The organism is Acidipila sp. EB88 (assembly GCF_003858395.1).
In the GTDB taxonomy this organism is placed as follows: domain Bacteria; phylum Acidobacteriota; class Terriglobia; order Terriglobales; family Acidobacteriaceae; genus EB88.
In genome coordinates this window covers 812,475-835,337 of the sequence record NZ_QWEV01000005.1, presented here as the reverse complement: position 1 = coordinate 835,337, position 22,863 = coordinate 812,475, and the positions used below count along the sequence as shown (strand labels likewise).

At 61.3% G+C, this 22,863-nt stretch carries 22 protein-coding genes; 9 read left to right on the top strand and 13 right to left on the bottom strand.

The features are described from left to right. The first annotated feature begins 178 nt into the window (after positions 1-178). Genes D1Y84_RS04330 through D1Y84_RS04320 form a run of 3 tightly spaced genes read left to right on the top strand, consistent with a single transcriptional unit; the run spans position 179 to position 3,002 of the window. Complete coding sequence (locus D1Y84_RS04330; protein ID WP_124847430.1) at positions 179-1,012, top strand: ThuA domain-containing protein; 834 nt, start codon at positions 179-181, stop codon at positions 1,010-1,012. Continuing rightward, complete coding sequence (locus D1Y84_RS04325; protein WP_199726357.1) at positions 1,009-1,785, top strand: ThuA domain-containing protein; 777 nt, start codon at positions 1,009-1,011, stop codon at positions 1,783-1,785. The genes D1Y84_RS04330 and D1Y84_RS04325 overlap by 4 nt, the downstream gene beginning before the upstream one ends. Next, positions 1,782-3,002 carry an ROK family transcriptional regulator gene (locus D1Y84_RS04320; protein ID WP_124847429.1) on the top strand — a complete coding sequence of 407 codons (1,221 nt, stop codon included), beginning with the start codon at positions 1,782-1,784 and terminating at the stop codon, positions 3,000-3,002. The genes D1Y84_RS04325 and D1Y84_RS04320 overlap by 4 nt, the downstream gene beginning before the upstream one ends. 77 nt (positions 3,003-3,079) lie before the next feature. Here the strand turns inward: D1Y84_RS04320 and D1Y84_RS17850 are convergent, their stop codons facing one another. The 6 genes from D1Y84_RS17850 to D1Y84_RS04295 form a co-directional block, all read right to left on the bottom strand. Continuing rightward, entirely contained in the window at positions 3,080-3,238 is a 159-nt protein-coding gene (locus D1Y84_RS17850) for a hypothetical protein (RefSeq protein WP_158615315.1), read from the bottom strand. 33 nt (positions 3,239-3,271) lie between these two features. Next, positions 3,272-4,018, bottom strand: a complete 747-nt coding sequence (locus D1Y84_RS04315; RefSeq protein ID WP_124847428.1) for an SDR family oxidoreductase — start codon at positions 4,016-4,018, stop codon at positions 3,272-3,274. Positions 4,019-4,098: 80 nt separating this feature from the next. Continuing rightward, positions 4,099-4,839 (bottom strand): alpha/beta hydrolase, encoded by a 741-nt coding sequence (locus tag D1Y84_RS04310; protein ID WP_124847427.1) that lies wholly within the window; start codon positions 4,837-4,839, stop codon positions 4,099-4,101. A 188-nt stretch (positions 4,840-5,027) separates the two neighbouring features. Next, the gene (locus tag D1Y84_RS04305; RefSeq protein ID WP_124847426.1) at positions 5,028-5,888 is read right to left on the bottom strand and encodes an SDR family oxidoreductase; all 861 of its coding nucleotides are present in this window, start codon (positions 5,886-5,888) and stop codon (positions 5,028-5,030) included. 69 nt (positions 5,889-5,957) lie between these two features. Next, positions 5,958-6,467, bottom strand: a complete 510-nt coding sequence (locus D1Y84_RS04300; protein WP_199726356.1) for a MarR family winged helix-turn-helix transcriptional regulator — start codon at positions 6,465-6,467, stop codon at positions 5,958-5,960. Positions 6,468-6,638: 171 nt separating this feature from the next. Continuing rightward, complete coding sequence (locus D1Y84_RS04295; RefSeq protein ID WP_124847425.1) at positions 6,639-7,340, bottom strand: TetR/AcrR family transcriptional regulator; 702 nt, start codon at positions 7,338-7,340, stop codon at positions 6,639-6,641. On the opposite strand from D1Y84_RS04295, the gene D1Y84_RS04290 reads away from it, so the two are divergent. Then, a complete protein-coding gene (locus tag D1Y84_RS04290) occupies positions 7,333-8,082 on the top strand; it encodes an SDR family NAD(P)-dependent oxidoreductase (protein WP_124847424.1) in 750 nt (249 codons plus the stop codon). The genes D1Y84_RS04295 and D1Y84_RS04290 overlap by 8 nt on opposite strands. Before the next feature lie 780 nt (positions 8,083-8,862). Here D1Y84_RS04290 and D1Y84_RS04285 read toward each other — a convergent pair. The 4 genes from D1Y84_RS04285 to tldD form a co-directional block, all read right to left on the bottom strand. Further along, positions 8,863-10,218: an excinuclease ABC subunit C gene (locus D1Y84_RS04285; RefSeq protein WP_124847423.1), complete on the bottom strand. Its 1,356-nt coding sequence runs from the start codon at positions 10,216-10,218 to the stop codon at positions 8,863-8,865. Between the two features lie 141 nt (positions 10,219-10,359). Beyond that, positions 10,360-11,436, bottom strand: coding sequence for an alpha/beta hydrolase (locus tag D1Y84_RS04280; protein ID WP_124847422.1), 1,077 nt, complete (start codon positions 11,434-11,436; stop codon positions 10,360-10,362). A gap of 119 nt (positions 11,437-11,555) precedes the next feature. Beyond that, positions 11,556-12,950, bottom strand: coding sequence for a TldD/PmbA family protein (locus D1Y84_RS04275; RefSeq protein WP_124847421.1), 1,395 nt, complete (start codon positions 12,948-12,950; stop codon positions 11,556-11,558). A gap of 68 nt (positions 12,951-13,018) precedes the next feature. Then, entirely contained in the window at positions 13,019-14,491 is a 1,473-nt protein-coding gene (gene tldD / locus D1Y84_RS04270) for a metalloprotease TldD (protein WP_124847420.1), read from the bottom strand. A 310-nt stretch (positions 14,492-14,801) separates the two neighbouring features. On the opposite strand from tldD, the gene D1Y84_RS04265 reads away from it, so the two are divergent. Together D1Y84_RS04265 and D1Y84_RS04260 are read left to right on the top strand one after the other, a co-directional pair. Further along, a complete protein-coding gene (locus tag D1Y84_RS04265) occupies positions 14,802-15,362 on the top strand; it encodes a YfiT family bacillithiol transferase (protein WP_124847419.1) in 561 nt (186 codons plus the stop codon). Positions 15,363-15,442: 80 nt separating this feature from the next. Beyond that, positions 15,443-17,110 carry a hypothetical protein gene (locus tag D1Y84_RS04260; RefSeq protein WP_233581112.1) on the top strand — a complete coding sequence of 556 codons (1,668 nt, stop codon included), beginning with the start codon at positions 15,443-15,445 and terminating at the stop codon, positions 17,108-17,110. Positions 17,111-17,140: 30 nt separating this feature from the next. Here the strand turns inward: D1Y84_RS04260 and dusB are convergent, their stop codons facing one another. After that, the gene (gene dusB / locus D1Y84_RS04255; RefSeq protein WP_124847418.1) at positions 17,141-18,343 is read right to left on the bottom strand and encodes a tRNA dihydrouridine synthase DusB; all 1,203 of its coding nucleotides are present in this window, start codon (positions 18,341-18,343) and stop codon (positions 17,141-17,143) included. Between the two features lie 72 nt (positions 18,344-18,415). Next, complete coding sequence (gene rpmE, locus D1Y84_RS04250; RefSeq protein ID WP_124847417.1) at positions 18,416-18,646, bottom strand: 50S ribosomal protein L31; 231 nt, start codon at positions 18,644-18,646, stop codon at positions 18,416-18,418. 192 nt (positions 18,647-18,838) lie between these two features. Here rpmE and D1Y84_RS04245 point away from each other — a divergent pair, with 192 nt between their 5' ends. The 3 genes from D1Y84_RS04245 to D1Y84_RS04235 all read left to right on the top strand — a co-directional run bounded on the left by D1Y84_RS04245 (position 18,839) and on the right by D1Y84_RS04235 (position 21,845). Then, positions 18,839-19,558 carry an ATP-binding protein gene (locus D1Y84_RS04245; RefSeq protein ID WP_233581110.1) on the top strand — a complete coding sequence of 240 codons (720 nt, stop codon included), beginning with the start codon at positions 18,839-18,841 and terminating at the stop codon, positions 19,556-19,558. Positions 19,559-20,093: 535 nt separating this feature from the next. After that, entirely contained in the window at positions 20,094-20,591 is a 498-nt protein-coding gene (locus D1Y84_RS04240; RefSeq protein ID WP_158615314.1) for a DUF2393 family protein, read from the top strand. A 333-nt stretch (positions 20,592-20,924) separates the two neighbouring features. Next, positions 20,925-21,845 (top strand): OmpA family protein, encoded by a 921-nt coding sequence (locus tag D1Y84_RS04235; RefSeq protein ID WP_124847414.1) that lies wholly within the window; start codon positions 20,925-20,927, stop codon positions 21,843-21,845. Between the two features lie 157 nt (positions 21,846-22,002). Here D1Y84_RS04235 and kdsA read toward each other — a convergent pair whose 3' ends face one another. Continuing rightward, on the bottom strand, positions 22,003-22,821 hold the full coding sequence (kdsA, locus tag D1Y84_RS04230) for a 3-deoxy-8-phosphooctulonate synthase (RefSeq protein ID WP_124847413.1): 819 nt from the start codon (positions 22,819-22,821) through the stop codon (positions 22,003-22,005). Positions 22,822-22,863: the final 42 nt, after the last annotated feature.

Here is a 22,863-nt window from a genome sequence, read left to right as displayed (position 1 = left end):
AGCTGATACGGCTTGTCACGGGCCGACAAAGAGAGAGCTCCATTGCTTTTCCTCGCCACACACTTGTGCCTATCCCGACAGAAAGACAGCAGAATCAATGTGCAGACTTCCTAATGTTTAGTTACTATACTCCTCAGCCTCGCCTTTGCGGTCAGCATTCAAGGAGAGCGTCTAGGTCATGCATTGCGATCGGAAAGGCATTCCACTGCGATCACATTACCCACGCTGGTTGAAGCACGTGTCATGGTCCGTGTTGGCGCTCTCATGCGGCTGTCCCCAGATCGTCGCGCAAAACTCTATCAACTCACAGCCTTCAGTTGCGCCTAAGTTTCGCATCCTTGCGCTTGCTGAACGGGGCGGCGTGCATGCACCCTACGTCGACGCTGCGAAGGTCTGGCTTGCGCAGGAAGCTGGCAAGGATGGATTTGCAATTGACTACATCCAGGACACAACCAAAATCGACGATGCATTCCTGGCGCACTATCAACTCCTGATCCAGCTGAATTACCCTCCCTATGACTGGACGCCCACTGCGATGAGGGCGTTTGAATCATACATCGACGAGGGTAAAGGTGGATGGATCGGCTTTCACCATGCCACGTTGCTGGGGTATTTTGACGGCTTTGATCTCTGGAGCTGGTTTTCGAACTTCATGGGTGGTATTCAGTTCACGAACTACATCGCGACTTTTGCGAGCGCGAAGGTGGTGGTCGAGGATCCATCTAGCCCGGTGATGGCAGGTCTCGGCTCATCCTTCTCGATTGACGATGAAGAGTGGTACACGTACGACAAGAGTCCCCGTCCAAACGTGCATGTGCTTGCCAGCGTTGCGGAATCGACCTATCTACCGCGATCCGATCTGAAGATGGGAGACCATCCCGTGGTTTGGACCAACAATCATGTCAAGGCTCGGAACGTGTATATCTTCATGGGGCACCATGCTGAGCTGTTTCAAGATCAGGCTTACACCACTCTCTTCCACAACGCGATTCTTTGGACCGCGCGTCAATGAAAGCTATTTCGCGGATCGCGTTGATAGCTGCGTTAGCCTTGTGCGCATTCGCCATGCAGGCCCAGCAGGTCTCTCCATTTCACGTGCTCGCCTTCTACGGTACGGAGGTCGAAGCCGACCACGTCGCCTTTGCGAAGCAAGCCATCTTGTTCTTCCAGGCTCTGGCGCTAAAGGACAAATTTGATTTCGAGACGACCACAAGCTTTAACGATCTGAACGCCGAAAAGCTAAGCCACTATCAACTCATTCTCTGGCTCGATGACATACCTTCTGACCCGGCGCAGCGAGCAGCCTTTCAGCAGTACGCGGAGCATGGTGGGGCCTGGTTAGGATTTCACATCGCTGGATACAACGATGATGGGACTCACTGGCCCTGGTTCGTGCAGTTTCTCGGCGGTTCCATCTTCCTCACGAACAGTTGGCCACCTCTACCCGCAAACCTCGCAGTCGAAAACAAGCGTAGTCCAGTAACCCGATCGCTTCCGGGCAGCTTTCTTTCTCCCGCAAACGAGTGGTACATCTGGAAGCCCGATCCGCGCGAGAACAAGGATGTGCAGGTGCTCGTTTCTCTTAAAGCATCCAACTACCCGCTCGGCTGGAAAGACACGCTGGTCGGTGGTGACCTTCCAGTCGTATGGACAAATACCAGGTACCACATGCTCTACATAAACATGGGGCATGGTGACAAAATCTTCACGAGCGCCATTCAGAACCGGCTCTTTGAAAATGCACTACTCTGGTTTCGATCCGGAAGGCCAAAGCAGCTCCCATGACAATCCTGCATGGCCCCTTGGGGCGCCCGCCGATGCTCCGCCATACGAACGCAGTGCGCATCCTCCATCTTCTGCGCGACGCCGGTGCTTGTTCTAAAGCAGACTTGGTACGCGCTTCGGGACTGAGTGCACCAACCGTGGCGAACGTTGTCGCTTATCTGCAAGCAGCCGACCTGATCAAAGCGGCCGGCGAAGGGGAGTCGAGTGGTGGTAGACCGCCAGACCTCATCCGCTTCAAGGCGGAACGGGGATGTGTTGCCGCAGTCGATATTTCTGTCACTTCCATAACCATTCTTCTTGCCGATCTCGATGGTGAGTTGCAAGCCACCGAAGAGGTGCTCCTCGAAGGTCAATCCACCACGCCGAAGCATATCTGCGCGCTTATCGGCAGGCATGTTCGTCGCATGCTGCGTGCGCAGACGTATCCTGATGCGGAACTCGTTGGCGTCACTGTCGGAGTACCGGCCATCACAAACGTAATGGAGGGTGTCGTACTGGCCATAAGTCCGCTCGATGGATGGCACGATGTCCCGCTTCGCTCCATGCTCGAGAAGATCTTTTCCTGCTCGGTCCTTGTTGAGAACGACACAAACCTAGCAGCGCAAGGAGAGCGCTATCGGGGAGCGGCACTAGGCGAGGAGAACTTTGTCTACATCTCAATCGGGCATGGCGTAGGCGCTGGCATCATGCTAGCCGGACGTATTCATCATGGCACCCACTGGTCCGCCGGCGAGATCGGCTACCTGCGTGTGCCGAATGTTTCTGCCAGACACACGTTAATACGTGAGTTCGGCGAGTTGGAGAAGCTCATCGGCAGCGGCGGTATAGAGGCAAGCTGGCGTGAGATGAAGCTGGCGGGCGGTGCTGCAACGAAGAAGTTAAAAGCTGCTGCCATTCTTGATCTCGCCGCGCGCAATGATGAAGATGCCCGAAGAATCGTCGAAGCCCGGGCCGAGCTCGTCGCCGACCTGATCTTGAACGTTTCGCTCATCCTCAACCCAGGCCTGGTCATCCTGGGAGGCGACATAGGCAGCCATCCCGTCTTGATCGAGGCAGTGCGGACAGGGTTGGTCGCGAATGAATTCGCGGCACCACGCATAGCCCCTGGGCAGCTTGCTCGTAACGCGGTGCTCTGGGGAGGCGTCGAACTCTCGCTGAATGCAGGCCTTGCAACACTCATCGAATCGGCGGCTGCCAACACGCACGAAGCCTCGTAAGGCTCGCTCATCCTTTGACTATCAATCTGTGTCGATCGTAGCAACCAGCGGGTGTTCGTATGGTTTACACCTCAAGTTCACTCGCGCTGGCCGCAGTAGCACTCTTCGTGCACCCCGATCCGGGTGAAGCGCCAGACGGCCTTGTCTCGCTCCCAGCGCAGATGATCGCCAGGCGTCCACTCCAGAAACCGGATCCGGGCAAAGATCTCCGGGCGTACCCAGAGGCAGCTCTTCATCTTGGCTGCAGCGCGTCCCTGGCCCCATCGGGTCTACCAGGGAAGTTGCTGGTCGAGATGAAAGAAGGTTCCAGTAGGACCGTCGGCGTCGAGCAGAGCGGCCTGCACGCTGGTCTTTGCGCCGTCTTCGATACTCATCGGAGCGAGATCGGTTCCGAGTTCCGTCTTCACCCAACCAGGGAGGATCGAGTTCACTTTGATGTTGGTGTCGGCAAGCTCCTGCGAGAGATGGATCGTGAACATGTTGAGTGCTGATTTCGAGGCGTTGTAGGCGAAGCGTTTCGTGTAGGCAAGCATCGGATCGCGATTCGCCTGCATGGTGAGCGACCCGGTCGTGCTCGAAACATTTACGATCCGTCCCGCATCGCTCTTCCTGATAAGAGGGAGCAGGTCATGCGTCAGCAGAAGCACGGCGAAGACGTTGGTGTTGAATACATCCTGCAGCTCCTTTTCCGGCGTGTCACTGGTCAGCTTCGCGAGGAGCGTCCCTTCCGGCGCACCCAGCGCTGCGTTGTTGATCAGGATGTCCAGGTGCCCGAACTCGTCTCCGATGTGCTTGGCTGCTTCGGACCGATCAGAGGCTTTGGTCACGTCCAGCTGGATCGGATGGACACCCCTCACGCCGCCGGCTTCCAACTTCGCTGCTGCTTCCTGAGCGGACGACAGAGTGCGTGCCGCAAGGAAGACCTCAATACCTTGCACCGCCAGTTGACGGACGGTCTCAAGACCGATTCCACGGTTCGCACCTGTGACAAGAGCCACTTTCTTCGTTTGCGACATTTCGTTTCTCCTGTAGAACTGGGTTGCCTGCGCGCTTGGTTGAGGAGGCTGGCTGCTGGGAGAACCCAGCAGCCGATGCCTTAGATCGCCTCGTTCGCGGCTGTCGCGATGACAGCCGCCACCGCTTCGGGTTGTGAAATGTAGATCGCGTGGGAGCCGGTAAGCTCCGTCACCTTGCTCTTGCTTCGCTGGTACATAAAGCGCTGGAGGTCCGGATTCAGCGAGCGGTCCTCGGTGGAAACGATGGCGTAGCTGGGCTTATCGTGCCAGGCGGCTACCGAAACCGGGGTTTGCAGGCATTCGACCGCGATGAACATCTGCGAATCCGCCATGAAGTCGGTGTCTTCTTTCGAGAGATCGGCCGCGAAATCTTCCTGATAGTGGGCCGCGTCGAGGTACGCATAACCGTCTGTTGTGAACGCAACAGCCTGGCTTGCAGCGGGTCTGGACGTGAGGAGCTCGAACGGGGCTTCTCCGGCGTCTGGCTGCAGGGCGGCGACATAGACCAGGGCCTTCACCTTGGGGTCGTTTCCGGTCTCGGTGATCAGCGCGCCTCCGTAGCTGTGTCCGACAAGGATGACGGGGCCGGTCTGAAGATCGAGGACGCGGCGGACCGCAGCGATATCCGCGGCGCGGCTCGTCAACGGCTGGCTCGCGAGGCTCACGTGGAAGCCCTGCCGCTTGAGGATGTCGTAGACAGCCCGGAATCCCGAAGCGTCTGCGAGGGCGCCGTGCACAAGGACGATGTTCTTTACCGGCGTCGCTGAGGTGGAGGTTGCAGCCAGATCGGCCGAAGGGAGGGAGGACGTATTGTTTGCCATGGTGATTACCTTTCATGCTTGCAAGGTGTGCTACATCGTTGAGGTTTCGGTGAAGGGTCTTTCACTCTGCTGTTTCTAAGCGTTTCACCAATGTAGGCGTTGCATACTATGTTTACAACGTGTACTTCTACAACGTACTCATCACGGCGTCGCTTCCTCTTGCAGCCGCCGTGAAGGAGTGAAGGCAATCACTGCTGACTGCGAACGGTGGCCCTGATCGCCTGAGCCAACGTGGTGGTGGAGTGCCCAAGGAGCCGTGACAGATCGCTCGATGAGCTATCGAAGGCTCCCTGCTGCGCTTTCACATCGGCATCCACCACAACCTCGACGATCATCGGGGGAAGCCCCAGGCCTGACAGCAGCGAACGGTAGGCGTCCGGGTCGAGGTCGTTGTAGGGGATCTGCTTTCCTGTCTGTTCGGACAGCTCGGACGCAAACTCACTCATCGTGAACGAGGTATCGCCGGCCAGTTCGTAGGTGCGGTTAAGCTCTCCGGCTCCGGTCAGCACGGCCACCGCTGCTCCTGCATAGTCCGCTCTGGACGCCGAGGCGAAGCGTCCCTCTTTCGCGCTTCCTACCAGAACGCCGTGCTGGAGAGCAGGTTCAACCATGCCCATGTGGTTTTCGAGGTACCAGGCGTTCCGGAGCAGAGCATATGTCAGACCAGAACCAGCCAGATACTCCTCCGTCGCGAGGTGTTCAGGGGCGAGCACATGGCCTGAGGTGTCCGCCTTCAACATGCTGGTGTAGGCGACAAACGAGACGCCGGATCTCTTTGCGGCATCGATGACGGTCCTATGCTGCCGCAGGCGCTGGCCAGGCATGACCGCCGAAATGAGCAAGAGCTTGTCCGCTCCGCGTAGCGCAACTTCGAGGCTCTCCGGCCGGTCGTAGTCCGCTTCGCGGACCTGCACACCGGCCTGCTGGAATGCGGTTGCAGTCTCAGGATTACGGACGATGGCGACGATGTCTGCAGCAGGAACCTTCTTCAGAAGCCCTTCGATGACGAGCTTGCCCAGCTGCCCATTTGCTCCGGTAACGGCGATCATGATGTTCTCCTTAGCGGTTAATGTTTAGGTGTGAGGAATATCGTTACAACGACTATTGGGACGAGAAAACTACTGCCGGATGGTCTCCAGCACATCGATCAGCTCCAACAGCCTCTCCTTTCCAGGCTTCTCCATCGTCGAAGTCATGGCCTTCACAATCGGTCCATCGGCAGCATGCAGGTGCTCCAGACCCGCGGCCGAAATCGTCACGATCAGGACGCGGCGATCCTGTTCACTGCGACGGCGTTCGACGTAGCCCCTCTTCTCCAGGCGGTCCAGCAGACGAGTGACATCAGGATCCCGAACGATCATGCGCTCGGCCAGCTGGGAGCAGGTCACGCCTGCGGCTCCCGCTCCCCGTAGGATACGGAGCACGTTGTACTGGGTAAACGTAAGATCGAGGGGCTTGAGAGCTGTGTTCAGCCTCTCATACAGCATCTCCGACGTGCGGAGGATGTTGAGCCCCGCTTCGCCCTCGACCGAAGGGAAGTTGCGAGTTTGCTTGATGTCTCGTGCCAGCCCGGTCACCATGAGGAGACTATAGCGCACAACGATTGTCGTTGCAAGGAATAATCTCAAGATTATTTTCTGCCGAGTAGTTGCAGCGTCCGGGCGAGCAGGGAGGGTCGTCGTATAAGCATCACTTGGTTTAATGAACCAGCAAGTCCTCATACTTCAGTTGACAAGCTGAGGACCGCTGGCGCTCAACTGACCTTCTCACCGCGACATTTATCAGGAGCAATGATCGGCCTACACTTCAACAGAATCGTCTACACCCAGTAACGAGTCGAATATTGTTCCGAGCATTGCCCTGATCTTGCGGGCGGTAAAAGCCTCTGGCTCCAAGTGAGACTCGAGCACAAGCGCAGCAACTATACCGCCAAGTGCTTTGGCGGGCGTTCGCTTGGCCTTACCGAAAACTTTCAACAACGCTTGCTCTACGCTGACCTCAAGATTGCTTTCAGCTTCGAGGAGCCGCTCCCGTACCTTTCGATGACGGGTCATGAACAGTTTGGCTTCGAGGATGAGAAGCGCCCACTCCCTGTCCACGGCCAGACCAATGTAAAACGACCTGAAGGCGAGGATCTTAGCCTCGCGGGTGGGTGCTTGGCTCAACGCATTGCTGAGGCTGGCATGTAACGTGGCCGCCTTTTCGAGAGCCAGGGCCAGAAACAAGTCTTCCTTGCTCTTGAAGTGGGCGTAGAGCGCTCCCTTGCTGAAGCCTGCTGCTTCCGCAATCTCTGCTAATAGAGCGCTTTCGTACCCTCTTCGTGCGAAGACCTTCTCCGCGGCGCGTAACAGGCACTCCCGTGTGATTGCTGTCCTGTCCTGAATCTTGCGTGGCTTGCGAGCAATCATTCTGCTTATGATAAATAAAATCGGTCCACCGGTATATATTTGATCGGGAGCAAACACGCATTCAGGCTTGGAGATGAAGAGGTATATGGGCAAGCTTTCCGGAAAAATTGCATTAGTGACGGGGGCATCCAAAGGAATCGGTCAGAGCATTGCGAGACTTCTGGGTGCTGAAGGGGCCACCGTTGTTGTGAATTACGCAACGAGCCGCGAGGGTGCGGAACAGACAGTGGCCGAAATCACTAGCGCAGGTGGGGAAGCATGGCTGATGCAAGGCGACTTCTCAAACCACGAGGACATTACACGCACTTTCGCAGAGATCAGGCGGAGACACGGACGTTTGCACGTGCTCGTAAACAATGCGGGCATTGCTGGATTCGGGCCACTTGAGCAAGTGACGGGCGAGGAGTTTCACAGGCTTTTTAACCTGAACGTTCTCGGCTTGGTCTTATCGATGCAGGCTGCCGTCCCGCTGATGGTTGAGGGCGGCTCTGTCATCAACATCGGCTCACTGGGTGGGTCGATGCCCTCGGCGTATGGGTCGATCTACTCGGCTACGAAAGGTGCGGTCAACAACCTCTCCATCTCCTTATCCAAAGAGCTTGGGCCAAAACAAATACGGGTCAATGCGCTCAACCCTGGACTGACAATAACGGAAGGCTTACAAGCCTCGGGCTTTATGCAAGGGGAACGTTACGAAGCTGCTATCAAAGCGACACCACTCGGGCGAGCAGGACAACCGGACGATATAGCCAGAATCGCGGTGTTTCTAGCGTCTGATGACGCCTTTTGGGTCACTGGCCAAGTCATCCAGGCCGCGGGTGGAATTACGCTGTAGTAACGAGTCGCCTTGTCGAAAGTGACATGTCTAAGCGGCAGTTACACGCTGACTATACAGAATCCTAAGTATCAGGCGGATAGGAATGGCGCTGCCACGCCTGGGAAGGCATGTTTTAGGTTCAGGCTTCGGTACCTCGTGGTCTTCAACCATGCTCACGGCAGAAGGTACGTTGCGTTCGCCAGAGGCACACCCAGCTTCCCATCGCCCTTCCGATAATCCGATGTCCCCATTTCCTGCACCCTTTTGGTCGAGTGCGTGCGAGTGCGCGGTAGTCACAACCTGATCTGAATAGCAGCTTTGTCTCTTAGCTCCCCAGTTTTATTGTTCAGACAACAGTGTTGGCACACACACTTCAGAGTTCCCTGTGAATGCACAGGATTACCGTCGAGCGGAAGTGGCGTCCCGGATCAGAGCAGTCCCTAACGGGCCAGCCCCGCTGTACGTGTCGCTCAACGGAACTGCAGAATCAACGGTGATTCTGCCTATGCTGTCTGCGGCGAATGCTCTCTCGGCCTGAGCGAGCACCGGGGTGCCGGTATAGCTACGTGCGGTGCACTCTGTGGTCAGCCGGAACGTATGAACGGTTGCGATTCACCAGGCCGCTTCAGCAGACGTGGCGAGTCACCGTCAAGCACGGTGGAGCTCACGAGCGGAGCGATCGTGGCCTGGGCTTCAGCTCTCCTGAGGGCGAGAGGAAACAGGAACGCCAGAGCACAGCCGAGGAATACGGTCTGGAACCGAGTCATGCGTCAACCCTATCCAGAGAATCCGGTCTGCTTAACGGGGGGCATGCTTCTCCACATGCGCGCGGTACACGCGGGCGCAGGCACGCAGAAGCGCCTTCATCGGCACGGCTCCACTTGCCGGTTCGGCCAGCAGTAGTTCGCCCTGGCGCTTGTGGCCCGGCCGGAAATACCAGCGTGCAAGCAGCGCCTGGTGGTCGCATAATTCCTGCCGGCCATGCTCCGCGGCGCGGTCCTTGTCGAGCGTGTGCCTGTGCGCGGCCAGCGCATCAAGCGAAGCCAGTGCTGCCTGCAGGCGGTCATCCGGGGATTGCGGCGGCGCCGGATCTGCCGCGGAACCTCCCTGCGCCTCGGTGCTCCCTCGCGCGCTCCATTCCAGCACGCCGCGTGCTCCAGCGCTCGCCAGCGGAACAGCCGCAAACGCTGCAGGGTGCGCGAAGAGGGAGCTGGAGCCCGACTGCTCATTAGGCAGGCGCATGCCCAGAACCGAAAAAGCCACAGGTCCGGTAAACAGGCTGTTCTCGAGCAGGTAAAGCGAAACTTCGTCGGGCACGGCACTGGGCTGCACCAGCACGCCTCGCTGCACCTGGAGCGCCCGGGCAATCTCGGGAGCGAGCGCAGCCACGGCTTCGGCCTTAGTGTGGCGTGTGTGCGCGGCAGCAGCTGCTTCGAAGTCCAGCGCTTCGCTTGCACGGTCCCGCTCCGTGGCGAGCGTTGCCAGCAGGCTCGCGCCGCCTGTGCGCAGAAAGGCATGCACTGCGGCCGCTTCGTCGGCGTACCGCTCGTCGGAGCAGCCGCCGTAGCAGGGCGCCAGGCATTTCTTCATCTCGGAGTAGATGCAGCCGGGAAATGCCGGATCAGGATCCAGGTCCTGAAAGCAGCGCCGCAGGAGATAGAGGTCCAGCACCTGCTCGAGGTATCGCTCCGCGGCGTTGCGCGACGGAAACGGCCCGAACAGGTCAGCGGCGGCATCGAGCGAAAGGCTGTTGGTGATCCAGCAACGGGGATAGCGATTGCGCATGCCCACGCGCACAAAAAATGGGGTGGTGAGGTGAAGCCGTTTGCGGGCGCGCTCACCAAAAGCTGCCAGGGACGCCTGGTAGAGCAGCAGCTGCGCGGTGAACTCCGAAGCGGTCTCGGTCCAGGCGACGCGACGCACCAGCCCTGCAAGCTGCAGGCGCTTGCTCTGCGCCGGCGACGGCGTGAGCAGCCGATGCAGTCTCCGGCGCAGGTCGCTGGTCCGGTTCAGGTACGGCTCGCCCGAAGGCCCGCGCAGGGCAAACACGGCGGCAGCGGCTGGCACTGCGGCCAGCGCAGCCTGCGGATCGTTCGGGTCGAAGTTGATTTCCTGGGTAAACAGCATGCAGGTGCCGGTGGACGCTCTCTGCACCTAGCCTACTGGAGGGTCGCGGGACTGTCTTGCCTTGGGGACCGCGCTTCAAACGAACACAGGCGCCTGCGCCTGAAATGGAAAAGGCGCCCGATTCGGGCCGCCTTCAAGAGAGTCAAAGTTATCAGCGTATCGCGTGAGCTAGAACGACGCTGCGATTCGTGCTGCGCCAAACTGTTCCGCCTGCTTCGCCTTGGCGACAACGTCGCCCATGCCGAAGAACTCGTGGGTGGTGCCGGTGTACAGCTGGTAAACCACCTGGTTCCCTGCAGCCTGCAGCTTGGCCGCGTAGGCCTGTCCGTCGCTGAGCAGCGGATCCTCCTGCGCGGCAAGGATCGTGGTTGGCGGTAGGTTGCTCAGGTTGGCGTTAATAGGGGCGACGCCAGGATCATTGGCTTCCGCAGGATTGGTGACGTAGTTGCTGAAGTAGTACGTCAGCAGCGATGTGTTGAGCGGCAGATTGGCGCTGGTGTACAGAAGGTCCGATGCCTGGCTGGTATTGCTGCTGGTGACGGGATAGACCAGCAGTTCGTGCGTTGGCTTCTGCAGGCCGTTGTCACGGGCCGCAATCGCAACTTCGGTCGCCAGGTTGCCGCCGGCGCTTTCGCCTGCGACCGCTACCTTGGTGGCGATCCCGTTATATGTGCCGATGTTCCGGGTGATCCAGGTATAGGAATCGATCGCATCATGCAGTGCGGCCGGGTACGGCGCTTCCGGTGCCTTGCGGTATTCGACTGAGACAACAATGGCATTCGCATACTTGCTCAAGGCGCGCGCGCTGGCGTCGTAAGTGTCGATAGTCGCGATTACGAAGCCACCGCCATGGAAGTACGTAATCACCGGGAACGGACCTGTGCCAGCAGGCGTATAGATGCGGACCGGGATGGCATTGCCATCTCGGCCTGGGATCTGCACACCATCCACAACCTTGCCAAGAGCCAGGGGCGCCGTGGCGCGATCGAAACCGCGGGACAGGGCCTTGGCGGCGTCTTCGGGCGAGAACTGCTGACGGGCATCGGCCGGCATCAGATCGAGGTCGGCGGTGCCACGCAGGGCTTGATCGTAGAAGAGGATGACGGACGCCATGTCCTGGTCAAGCTGGCTGAGTAACTGGGTGTCGGTAGGCGGGGCGGTCTGGGCGTGAGCAGCAAACTGGGAGAAAACGAAGACTGGGGCAGCAAGCAGGAGCTTGGTCGTCAGGGAGCGTGCAGCGAACATGGATCACTTCCTCGTCGCCTGCTTTCGAGATGCACTGTGCGCAGGCAATCGAGATTTTTGATGCGTAGTTGCAGGCAGCGCTCATCTGGGAAGAGCGCTGCCGCAATACGAATTTGATCCTATGAGCCGGCGATCGTCAGTCCATCAATGCGCAGAGTCGGGCACGCCGTGCTGGAGCGGAACTCCAAATCATTGCCGATCGCAGTGATGTTCATGAATATTTCCTTCAGATTGCCAGCGATGGTGAACTCCTGCACCGGGTAGGCCAGCTGGCCATTCTCGATCCAGATTCCCGAGGCGCCGCGCGAGTAATCGCCTGTCACCATGTTGATACCGCGCCCGAGGAATTCTGTCACATAAAGCCCGTTCGGGATCTCTGCCAGGATCTGCTCGGGCGTCTGGGTGCCGGCCGGTAGGTACAGGTTGTGCGTGCTGATGCCCGGATTACCCGCCAAGCCCCGTGAAGCGGACCCCGTGCTGGGCAGGTTGAGTTTGCGGCCCGTGTAGGTGTTGAGCAGCCAAGAACGCAGGATGCCGTCTTCGATCAGCACCGTCCGGCGGGTGGGCAGCCCTTCGCCGTCAAAGTTGCTCGAGCCGAACAGGCCCGGCAGGGTGCCGTCGTTGATCACCGTAACGCCCCGCGCCGCCACCTGCTCGCCCAACTTGCCGGTAAAGAAGGAAGCGCCGCGATAGATGGCGTCTCCATTCGCTGCATCCGCCATCGCTCCAAGGATGGAGCGCGCCATCTCGGGAGGAAACACGATCGGTACGCGCTGGGTCGAGACGCGCCGCCCATCCAGCCGCCGGATTGTGCGCCGCGCTGCTTCCGCGCCGACCTGTTCCGGGGACTCAAGCTTCGCCATGGTGCGCGCGCTGGAACTCCAGCCGTCACGCTGCATCTCGCCATTCGCCCCGGTCGCAATGGGCGCAGCGTACAGGCCGCAGTACGACGAGCGCGATGCGCCCACAAAGCCGCGCGAGTTGGCCAGCACCCGAAGGTTGGTGGCTGCGGAAAAGCTGCCGCCATCACTGTTGGTGATGCGCGGGTCCGCCGCCAGTGCCGCTGCTTCCACGCGCCGCGCGTACTCGATGCGCTCCGTGTCGGGCAGGGAATACACATCCTGGTGGTAGAGCTCGAGCTCCGCCTCGAGCGTCCCGAATGCCCCGGGCTCTGGCAGGCCCTGCACCGGGTCCGGTGAGGAGATGCGCGCCAGGGCGATGGCGCCGGCCACCAGGTGCGCAATGCCGTCCGGGGTGAAGTCGCTCGATGAGGTGCTGCCCACCCGCTGTCCCTCGGGGGATGCCAGGAAGACGCGCAGTCCCATGCCGCGCGAGCCCGAGTCTTTCAGCGTCTCAAGTTCACCCATGCGCACCTGCGCGTCGAACTCGTCGCCCTCGCGGACCACCACCTCGGCATCCGTGGCGCCCGCCCGGACGGCCTGCGCAACGATCGACTCTGCCTGCTCGGCAAGCTGTGCTGCGTACGCCGGGATACTCTTTGTTGCTGTTGCCATGTCTGCTCCTGCTTTTGCGTGTCGCTGTGACCCATGGAGGGCGTTTGCCCTGGAGCCAATTGCTGGAGCTAGTTGCCGGTGCCGCCAACGGTCATGCGGTCGAGCTTGATGGTCGGCATGCCCACGCCGACTGGCACCCACTGGCCCTGCTTGCCGCAGTTGCCGACGCCTTCATCGAGCGCCAGGTCGTGGCCCACCATTGAGACGTACTTGAGCGCATCCGGACCGTTGCCGATCAGCGTTGCGTCGCGTACCGGCGAGGTGATTTCGCCGTCCTCTATCAGGTAGGCTTCCGACGCCGAGAACACGAACTTGCCGCTGGTGATATCGACCGAGCCGCCGCCGAAGTTCACCGCGTACAGGCCCTTGCGCACGGAGCGCACGATGTCCGCCGGCTCATCCTGCCCGGCCAGCATGTAGGTATTGGTCATACGCGGCATGGGCATCTGCTGGTAGCTTTCGCGACGGCCGTTGCCGGTGTTGGCGGTGCCCATCAGCTTGGCGCTGAGCTTGTCGTTCATGTACCCGCGCAGAATGCCGTTCTCGATCAGGACGTTTTCGCGCGAATCCGCTCCTTCATCATCGACGTGGATGGAACCCCGTTTTGATGGGATCGTTCCGTTATCGACCACCGTTACCTTATCGCTGGCGACGCGCTGGCCGATCAGGCCCGAAAAAGCCGAAGTCTTTTTACGGTTGAAGTCCGCCTCCAGACCATGGCCGACCGCCTCGTGCAGCAGCACGCCGGGCCAGCCGGGCCCGAGCACCACTTCCATATCTCCGGCCGGTGCAGCCACTGCGTTGAGCTGCAGAATCGCCTGCCGTGCTGCATCGCCGGCGAAATATTCGGGTGTCTTCAGGTCGTTGAAGTAGGCAATCTCGACCCGTCCGCCACCGCCCGCGGTGCCGCGCGCGATCTTGTCGCCATCCTTGGCGAGCACGAAAACATTGATGCGCATCAGCGGCTGCACATCGCTGGCATAGGTCCCGTCCGAGGCCGCGATCAGGATGCGTCGCACCTCGTCCGCGTACGAAGCGCGCACCTCGGTGATCCGGGCGTCGTAGGCGCGGGCGGCTTTGTCGGCACGCATCACGAGCGCGAGTTTGTCGCTTAGTTCAGGGTCCAGGTCCGCGGCTGGCGTGGGGTAGAGCTTCGGACGAGGCGTCTCGGGCAGGCTTGCCTTGAAGCCCACAACAGACTGCTTGGCCGGGCCGCTTGCGATCAGGGCAGCGGTTCGCGCCGCGCGCAGCAACCGGTCCGCCGTAAGCTCGTCGGTATACGCATAGCCGGTGCGCTCGCCGGAAAGAACGCGGATGCCGCAGCCGGCGCTGACCCCCTGCGAGGCGGACTTGACCATGGACTCGTCAATGCCGAGCGAGGTGGAGGCGACCGACTCGAAGTAGAGTTCGGCATACTCGCCGCCGGCTGAAAGAGCCTCACCCAGGCAGCGTTCCATCAGCGTGTCAGTGATGCCAAACTTGTCCGAAAAGAAGGAGCGTTGCTGTGCCGCCGGTTCTGATGCTTCTGTCTTGACTGTCATAGAGGATTTCGTTTCCTGAGCGTTAGATGGCTCCGGGAGTCTCACGATTCTAGGGGAGCGGCCCGGTGTGGTCCACCGCCGAGGGTACCTGCGGGTACAACGACCACAGTGAAATAAACGGCAGGGGTGTGTAGTGCTTGCTACTATAGGTCGCATGAAGAAGCTTTTTGTTCTTTCGCTCGCCCTGATCTTTTCTGCATCCGCATTTGCAGCCGCCCCACACCATCACCGTCACCACCGCCACATCCACCACCGCTAAACCACTGAACTTTACCCGGAGAGGTTGAGCCGAGTGTGTAGTCTTCGGGCTATGTGTGCTCAACCTGCTTCGCCCCATTCGCTGGAAGCGCTGTGCTACCCGATCGGCCACGCGGATCCTGATCCGCATTTCGAGGCACTTCCCGGTGCACTCGCGGCTATCCGCACGCTTCCCCACGATCTCGCCTCGGCCCTCGCTGGGCTCTCCGACCCACAACTGGATACCCCCTATCGCGAAGGCGGCTGGACCCTGCGCCAGCTTGCGCATCATGTGGCCGACTCTCACATGAACGCTTTTGTGCGCTTCAAGCTCGCATTGACCGAGGACTGGCCCACCATCAAGCCGTACCAGGAGAAGCTCTGGGCAGCGACCGCGGAGTGTGCCGGGCCTGTTCAAGAGCCGCTCAGCCTGCTCGTCCCGCTGCATGCGCGCTGGAGCGCGCTGCTGGCCGCGTTGACGGCTGCCCAGTGGGAGCGCGGGTACGTGCACCCCGAGGATGGCCGGGTGCCCCTCCTGCGCGCTGCGCACCTGTATGCCTGGCACGGACGCCACCACACCGCCCACGTACTTGCGTTACGCAGCCGCATGGGCTGGGAGCCTGCTCCCGAATAGGGAATGCCGGCCGAAAATACGGGCACGAGTACCCAAGTACCATTGCCGCCCGGTCGGCAAGGATCGATGCTGGACGCACCTTGCCGACCCCCCACTCACTTTCTGCCCGGGCCTTTGCGCATCCGGGAGCGCCGCACCTGTCGGGTTTCGCTTCGCTGGTCGCACCGGAGGCGCTGGCCGCCTCGCTGGAGCGCTTCCTGACCGACCATCCACGAGCCTGCGTGGTCGAGGAGGGCGTCGTCCTGTTCGATATGTCCACCTCTCGCTGGACGCTCGAGACAAGCGGTGGCCGTTGCGTGCTGCAGTTGTGGAACGAGGAGCGCAACCTGGTGCGCACCGTGATCGGACTGCAGGAACGCCGGGCAGCCCTGCGCCTTGAGGTGCGGCGCTTTGGGCAGACCAAGCCCAAGGTGCTGCGCTTGGTGCCGGATCGCGACCAACGCACCCCGACGGCGCGCGACGCCACCCGCAGGCACTACGTGTCGCTGCTGGCCCGGGTGCTTGGCCGTGCCTTCCCGGAGCTGCGCCAGGGCGATACCTCATCCTCTGCCGACCTTGAGAACTCGTTTGGACCCGCGTACGTGCGCGCCCAGTTGCAGCGTGCGCAGACTGCCTGGGCCGTGGTGGCGATCAATGCGGAGGAGACGCAGACCGCCGTGGATGGCGTGCTGGCGGTAGCGGTGCTGTGGCTGGACCAGTGTCGACAACGCGCCGCCGGCAGGTACGTGATGGCCGGGGTCCGCATCGTGGTGCCCACCGGCATGTGTGGCACGGTGCGCGAGCGGATCGCGTGGTTGCACCCTGGCCTCGCGAAATGGGAACTCTATGAACTGGACGAGCAGCGCGAGGAATTGTGCCGCGTGGAGGAAGCAGAGTCGGGCAACCTGCGTGCTCACCTGGTGCCCGCTTTCGAGCCGGCGGCCGCGCTGGCCCGCATGCAGCCCGCGATCGACCAGGTACTCGCGTTACTGGCGCCGGCCGAGCGGGGGCGCGTGGAAGTGCTGCCCCGCTCGCCCATTGAGATCTCGTTCCGCCTGCACGGACTCGAGTTTGCAAAAATCCGCCACGGGGTGAGTGCCACCTCGTTTTCGCGGGAAGACCACATCAGCTTTGGCGCGGGTGCGAGTGAAACACCCCTGAACCCCGATACGGAGCCGATGCTGCGGGCCCTGCTGGAGCGGCTCTTCGAATCAAGACACCCCGGCGGCAGCGTGCGTGACCCGCTGTTTCGCATGCAGCCCGAGCGCTGGCTCGAGTCGGTTCTGCGCACGGACCTGTCAGAGCTTGACTCGTCGTTGCGCCGCGAGCCGGTCTATACCCAGGTGCCGGCGCTCGCCTCGGCAGACCGGGGAATGCTAGACCTGCTTGCCGTCACCCGCGACGGCCGGCTGGCTGTGCTCGAACTCAAGGCAAGCGAAGACCTCCACATGCCGTTGCAAGGGCTGGACTACTGGATGCGGGTGCGGGCGCTGCACCAGGCAGGCGAGATTGCCCGCGCCGGCTACTTCGCCGGCGTGGAGCTTTCCCCGGAACCGCCGCTGCTGTACTTCGTGGTGCCAGCCCTGCGCGTGCACTCCACCGTGGACACGCTGCTGCAGCAGCTTTCACCCGAGATCGAATGGCGGCTGCTGGCGCTGGATGAAAAGTGGCGGCGAAAACGAGCGGTGATCTTCAGAAAAACCGGGGGAAGCGGCAAGGCGTGGTCGCGGGTACTGGCAGGCAGCGACCCGAACTCGTTACCCACCTAGCCACGCAGACCGCCGGGGGCGGTTGAATTGCTAGTGGCAGCCCCAGCCGTGGGTTGTAAACGGAGCCGTCTCGCCCGAATCGACCGCCTCGGGCGGAGGCGGAACAAAGCTGGCAGCGACGCGCGGCTCGAAAAACCGCTCCACCGCATCGAGGATCACGGGACCGGTCTTGGCTTCGTAAATGGCCTTGCGCAGCGCGGCACCGCCGGGCACTCCATGGGTAAACCATGAAGCGAACTGCTTCATCTTGCCCTGGGCTTCGCGCTGCTCGGTCATCTCGCCGTCGGCGTTCTCGCCCAGCAGCATGCCGAAGTACGAGCGAATCAGGCGGTAGCGATCCAGTTCGGTCGGTTGGTCGTACCGGCCGGTCGCGGTGTACTGCGCGATCTGGCGGAAGATCCAAGGATTGGCAGGCGCGGCACGCCCGATCATCACCGCATCGCAGCGGGTCTGCGCCACCATGGCCGCGGCGTCTTCGGGGGTGCGGATGTCGCCGTTGCCGATCACCGGGATGGACACGGCGTCCTTGACGGCGGCGATCCACTCCCAGCGCGCCTGGCCGGCGTAGCCGTCTTCGCGTGTGCGCGCGTGCAGCGCGACGGCCTGCAGCCCGGACTCCTGCGCAAGCCGCGCAAGCTCCACGCACACGATGTTTTTGTCATTCCAGCCCATGCGGATCTTCACGGTGAAGGGAATCGTCACCGCCGTCCGCACCTGCCGGAAGATCTCGGCGATCAGCGGCAGATCGCGCAAGAGGCCGGAGCCGCCATTGCAGGCAACGACGCGCTTGGCCGGGCAGCCCAGGTTCAGGTCGACGGTGTCGAAGCCCGTGTCCTCAACAATGCGTGCGGCCTCGGCCAGCGTCTGCGGGTTGGAGCCGAAGATCTGCGCGGCAATGGGGTGCTCATCCTCGTAGAAGGTGAGGTAACGCTTGCGCTTGGACTCCCGCATACGCGCAAGGCCATCCGCCGAGGTGAACTCGGTCATGAGCAGGCCACAGCCGGACTGCTGGTTCGTGACCGTGGTTTCCACATCTCCGTCGAGCGTGGTGGCGTGCGCGGTGAAAAGGCTGCTGTTGCGGATGAACCGGCGGAAGATGGTGTCGGTAACGCCCACCATGGGAGCGAGCACCGTGGCCGGAGCAACCGCGACATTGCCAATCGCAAAAGACGGAGGCACCCGCGCTTCCGCGGGCATTGCGAACACCTTCGGGTTGTCCCAGTCCTTTTTCATCGACTCACGCTGCAGCTGTTTGCAAGAGAAAAGCCCCCGCGAAGACGCGGAGGCTTCGGACCTGCTGTGCGCTTAGGAGTTGCTGGACTGCTGGCTGTCGCTCTTGGCGAACTTGCGACGGAAGCGCTCGATACGACCTGCAGTATCGATCATCTTCTGCTTGCCGGTGAAGAAGGGGTGGCATGCCGAGCAGATTTCCACGCGGATATCGCCCTTGTGGGTGGAACGTGTCTGGAACTCGGTGCCGCACGCACACTTCACGTTGATTTCGCTGTAGCTGGGATGAATCCCTTGTTTCGCCATGACTGTTTTAGACCTTTCCTGCAATCCGTCCATGGTATCGCGGTCGCCCAACGATAGCAATTGAGAGTGCTCGGTATAGGATGCCCTACCCGCGGGGTTCGATGCAAACGTAGCGAGGACCCGCCTGCCCGTATTTGCCATACTAGGAGCATGAGCGAGTTGGCGGAGTGCCCCCTGTGTGCCGGGATGGGAATGCGAGTGATCGCAAAAGAAGACGGCGGCCGGGTGGCGGAGCCATGCGACTGCCAGCACCAGAGAAAGATGTACTCCCTGCTGCGACGGGCGCGTATTCCGCAGCGCTACGCGACCTGCACGCTGGACAACTTTCAGCGTACGGCCGAGACCGCCCAGGCGTTTGTGCGAGTGGACGGCTTTGTCAACAGCTATCCCGGCGCCGCCGATGGCACAGGCATCCTGTTTACCGGCACGGTCGGCCTTGGTAAAACCCACCTCGCGGTGGCGATCCTTCAGAAGTTGACGCTTGAGAAGGGCATTCCATCCCTGTTCTGCGACTACCGCGAACTGCTCAAGCAGATCACCAACTCTTACAACAGCAAGGTCGACGTGACGGAGTTGGAGATCCTGAAGCCGGTCTTTGAGACCGAGGTGCTGGTGCTCGATGAACTGGGTGCGGCCAAGCCGACGGACTGGGTCTGGGATACGGTTGCGCTGATCCTGAACACGCGCTACAACGACAAGCGCACCACGATCATTACGACGAACTACCCGAACCAGCGGGCCGGCAGCCTGGCCGCCACGGGAGAGGCACCGGCGCGTCACGCGATGCGTGAGGAAACGCTGGGCGACCGCATCGGGGAACGCATGTGGTCGCGACTGCAGGAGATGTGCGTGCCGGTGGAGATGAAGGGGCCGGATTACCGGCTGGGCGCGAAGCGGGCGCGGTTCAGTTAAAGAAGCAGCAGGCGTATGAGCAGGGCTAAACGGCGGCGGTCAGCAGGACGAGCAGGGCTGCTGCGGCGATAGCAATCTTGTAGGGCCACTCACCCGCTTGTCCGGGGAGTGAGGAAAGAGCAGCAAGGGACGTCGGCATGGGCAGGCTCCGGCGAGAACAACAGTGAAGAAGGGAGGTGGACAGAAAGTGCTGCACTAACATGGACGCATCTTGCCCCTTCCTGGATGATTTCATTTTGAAAAAATGTGCGGTACGTGACTTTGGAGAGGCCTTGAGATGCAACTCGTGGCGCCCGACCGAGGTTCTGCCTCCACACGCGTACCGCGGTGGCAGAACGGCTTCTTCGCAGCGCAGCCAAGGCAGGACAGAGTGCAGGCGTGCGACGGTACGAGGCAGCGGTACGATAAGCGCATGAGCGATTCCGGGAGAGACCCGCAGTTTGCCATACAGCCGCCACCCGAGCCGGGTTCCCAGTCTGGAACAGGCGGGACTGGTGCCACACGCCATGCGCCTGTGTTTACAGGCGGAAGTGCCTTGCAGCAGCGGGAGCCGCGCTCCTGGAAACCGGCGCTGATTGCTGTCGCGGTGGTGTTGCTGATCGCGGCGGGGCTTTTATTGCTGGGCCACAGGAACACCGCAGAAACGAACCCGGGCGGCGCTGCGCTGGCCCCACCCGCCGCTTACGCGAGCTCCCTGCCGATCACCGGCATCCAGATGAGCGACTCTTCCAACCTTTCCGGCGGCAAAGAGATGTACATCGACGGAACGATCACAAATCATGGCGCGGGCACGGTGCGCGCGGTGACCGTGCAGATCGGCTTCAAGGATGTGGCCGGGCAGCTCGCCGGCAAGGAAACCCTGCCGCTGAACCTGGTGCGCTTTCGCGAGCCTTATGTGGACACGGTGCCGGTAAGCGCCGCCCCGATCAAGTCGGGCGAGGCGAGGGCATTCCGCCTGATCTTCGACACAACCCCTGGCTCCTGGGATGGGGCATACCCGGAGATTCGTGTGATCGCGGTCTCCGTGCAGTAGAAGCAGAATCACTGGGGTGGCTGGATCGAATCGGAGCACTAAGTTGTGCAAGCAGCAGAGAACGGCGTAAGAATTACGTCTAAGCTGCAAGACGGGCGGCCGATTTCCCTAGATTCACGGCTTCCGGTTCTTGTGACCTGCAAACGCCGTATCATGCAGGTCGTTCAAAATGCAGGGGTTGGCCATGGAGAATGGCGGGAAGCGTTCCAGGGGCATGGCATGTTGGAGTTTGGCATGTCAGATGCAATACACAGGATGCATCCAGACGTTTCTCAGGGCGCATACCTGCCCGGATGTTGATGTACGAGATTGTTCCGGATAGAGGCGAGATAGATGAAGCACTCGAGAATCATGCTTTCGGCCACGGCTGCGCTGCTGCTTGGCAGCTCCGCTGCGTTGCCGATGATGGCCCAGACCTCTGCTCCCCAGGGGACCAGTACAGGTACGACGCAGAGTGGAACCGCCACCGGTTCCGCAAGTGCAAACGGGATGGACCCGGCCAACAACAATACCTATGCGACCGGCCAGCCGCTTGCTACGCAGTCGAAGGAAGGTTTTTGGGGTCACCTGAACCCGTTCGCCCGCAAAAAGTGGGTGAAGCGCCAGCTCGACCCCGTCAAGGGTCGCCTGAACGAGCTGGATCAGCTGCAGGCCAAGAACAGCCGCGACATCCAGGCACTGGACGCCAAGACTGCGGCCGGCATTCACCAGGCGCAGTCCACCGCGGACCAGGCCAGCCAGACCGCCTCCTCGGCGAACACCACCGCCGGCCAGGCACAGCAGCTGGCGCAGCAGGCCAGCTCGCAGACCAGCCAGATCAACAGCACCGTTTCGGGGCTCGACCAGTACAGCAAGGTTTCGGATACGGAACTCCTGTTCCGCCCGGGCCAGACCACGCTGAATGCGCGTGCGCGTGAGGCGCTGGACCAGGTGGCCACGCAGTTGCAGGGGCAGAAGGGCTATGTTGTAGAGGTGGCGGGCTACTCGCACCTGCGCGGGCAGGCCGGACTGACCAGCTCGCAGCACATGTCAGATGCTGTGGTGCGCTACCTCGTGGAGCAGCACCAGGTGCCGGTCTACAAGATTCACCAGATCGCGCTCGGCAATGCCAAGTTGCAGGATGCCTCGGGCGCGCCACTGGCGCCTGCCGGCAATGCGGTGCGGGTCAGCGTGATGCAGAACAGTTTAGCGGCCGCGGGGGGTGCGCCTGCCGGCACGGCTCCTGCTGCTTCCAACAACGGCTCGGTGCAGTAAGCACCAGCGGTGGAAGCCCGCGCAAAGCTCTCGACCAACGAGAGAACCAAGGCAGATTGGCCCCTCCACAAGAGGGGCCGTTTTTTGTTTGAACGGCTTGCTGCTGGCTGGCTTTCTTCGGGACGTGTGTTCGTTTCAGCTTGAGACGGGGCGTGCGCTATCGCCTGGGCGCGTGCTCGTGCAGGGCCAGCAGTGTCTCCAACAGCGGCTTGAGCAGGTCGAGTCGCAGGGCGTTGGCGCCGTCGGACTTCGCCTCGGTTGGGTTGTCGTGCACCTCGAGAAAGATGCCGTCGATGCCGGCAGCAACCGCGGCGCGGGCTAGCAGCGGAATGAACTCGGGCTGGCCGCCGGAGACGCCGTTCGCGGCGGAGGGCATCTGCACCGAGTGGGTGCCGTCGAAGACCACCGGAGCCAGCCGGCGCATGATGCCGAGAGCACGCATATCGACGACGAGGTTGCCGTAGCCGAAGGTGGTGCCACGCTCGGTGAGCGAGATGCGGGTGTTGCCCGTGGTCAGGATCTTGCCGACGGCATGCTCCATGTCGGAGGGTGCCACGAACTGGCCCTTTTTCACGTTGATGGCGCGGCCGGTCTTGCCGGCGGCGACGAGCAGATCGGTCTGGCGGCACAGAAAGGCCGGGATCTGCAGCACGTCGGCGCCCTCGGCGGCAATCTCGCAATGCGCGGGCTCGTGGACGTCGGTCAGGACGGGCAGGCCGGTCGACTCGGCAATGGTGCGGAGAATGCGCGTGCCTTCACGCAGGCCGGGACCACGAAAGCTGCTCACGGACGTGCGGTTGGCCTTGTCGTAGGACGCTTTGAAGATGTACGGGATGCCAAGGTCCGCGGTGATGCGCTGGATGCTCTCGGCCATGTGGCGGGCGTGCTGTTCGCTCTCGATGACGCAGGGGCCGCCGATCAGAAACAACCGGCCGGCGCCGACAGGGACATTGCCAATTTCGAAGTCTTCAATCACACGGTAATTGGAACATAAAGCAGACCAGCAAGGCGGCTGGCG